Source organism: Streptomyces sp. NRRL WC-3549 (assembly GCF_000721935.1).
Lineage (GTDB): Bacteria > Actinomycetota > Actinomycetes > Streptomycetales > Streptomycetaceae > Streptomyces.
This window is the reverse complement of record NZ_KL585384.1, coordinates 37,606-39,217: the sequence shown is the minus strand read 5'-3', so window position 1 is coordinate 39,217 and position 1,612 is coordinate 37,606. Positions and strand designations below refer to the sequence as shown.

General features: G+C 66.8%; 1 protein-coding gene. It reads right to left on the bottom strand.

Features of this window, described 5'->3' with window-relative positions; translation table 11 throughout:
• Nucleotides 1-59 precede the first annotated feature (59 nt).
• A partial coding sequence (locus IH13_RS0103505) for a ThuA domain-containing protein (protein WP_031080937.1) occupies nucleotides 60-1,612 on the bottom strand: 1,553 nt, incomplete at its 5' end.

The following is a 1,612-nucleotide window of genomic DNA, read 5'->3' as shown; positions in this document are numbered from 1 at the left end:
CTCAGAGATGTGTATAAGAGACAGGTCGGCGGTTGGTGCCTCCTGCCGAGGTGGACGCCCTACGTGGAGGGCAGTTCCTTCAACTGGATGTTGCGGAAGGACACGTGGTCGTCGGGCCCGTGGTTCTGGAGGCCGATGTAGCCGTCCTTCAGGCTGCGGGCCGGGTCGGTGTTGGTGAAGTCGTTGATCTTGGCTCCGTTGAGGAAGACCTGGAGCCGTTCACCCTTGACCTTGATCTCGTAGCTGTTCCACTGGCCCGGCGGCCTCAGGACCCGGTCGCGGGCCTTGAGGTCCGCCGACTTGAAGGTGTAGATCGCGCCGGTGGTGCGGTCCGCCGTGTCGGTGGCGTCGATCTGGACCTCGTAGCCGTTGTCCACGGCCGACCACGGGTCGTCGGACTCCGGGAAGCCGACGAAGACACCGGAGTTGTCGTCGCCTGTCATCTTCCAGTCGAGCGTGAGCGAGTAGGACTTCAGCTCCTTGGCCTGGTAGGTCAGCAGGCCCATGCCGCCCTCGGAGCGCAGCTCGCCGTCGACGACGTCGAACTTCCCGGGACCGGCCTGCTTCCAGCCCTCCAGCGTCTTGCCGTTGAAGATCGACCGGTAACCGGTGTCGGGCTTGCAGTTGGCCTTGACCTGTCCGGCGGCGTAGCGCAGGCCGCCCAGCAGGTGCGCGCGGAACTCCGGTTCGGCGTAGGACTCCTTGGTGTGGCCGAGGCCGGTGTAGAAGGAGCGCCCGCCCTGGTAGGTCTGGCACCAGGCGATGGGGTGGTCGCCCTTCATGGTGCCGCCCTTGTAGGTGGTCTCGTCCAGGGTGGCGAGGACCTGGGCCTTGTCACGGGGGTTGGTGCGGTAGTTGTACCACTCGTCGGTGCGGTCCCAGGCCTCGTCCAGGTGGGCGGTGGCCGGGTGGTCGTGGTTCTCCACCCTGACGGTCGCGGGCTGGATCTCCGGGTGGGAGGAGAAGTAGGCGCCGACGAGCCCGCCGTAGAACTCCCAGTCGTACTCGGTGTCGGCGGCGGCGTGGACGCCCATGTACCCGCCGCCGGTGGAGACGAAGTTCTCGAACGCCTTCTTCTGGTCGGCGTTCAGGATGTCACCGGTGGTGGAGAGGAAGACGACCGCGTCGTAGCGGGCCAGGTTGCTGGTGGTGAACTGGCCGGCCTCCTCGGTGGAGTCGACCGTGATGTTGCTGCCCTTGCCGAGCTCCTTCAGCGCCGCGACGCCCTCGGGGATCGAGTCGTGGCGGAAGCCGCCGGTCTTGGAGAAGACGAGGACGCGCTTGGCGGTCTTGTCGACGGGGCTGTTCGACAGCTCGAAGTCGTCCACGTCGTAGAGCGCCCCGTCACCGCCCTTGAAGACCAGGAAGAGCTCGGTGGCCTTCTTCGGCGCTCCGCGCAGCGGCACGTCGATGTCCTGGAAGGTGTCCCAGCTGCCGGTCACCGGGACGGGGGCGGAACCGAGGATCTTCCCGGTGGGTGATCCGGACCGCACCTCCAGGAAGCCTCCCACACCGGCCGAGGACGTGCGGGCGGTGAGCTTGGTGGCACCGTCGAGGATGTACGGGGTGAAGGAGATCCAGTCGCCGTCGTGGATGTCCCCGACGGTACGGC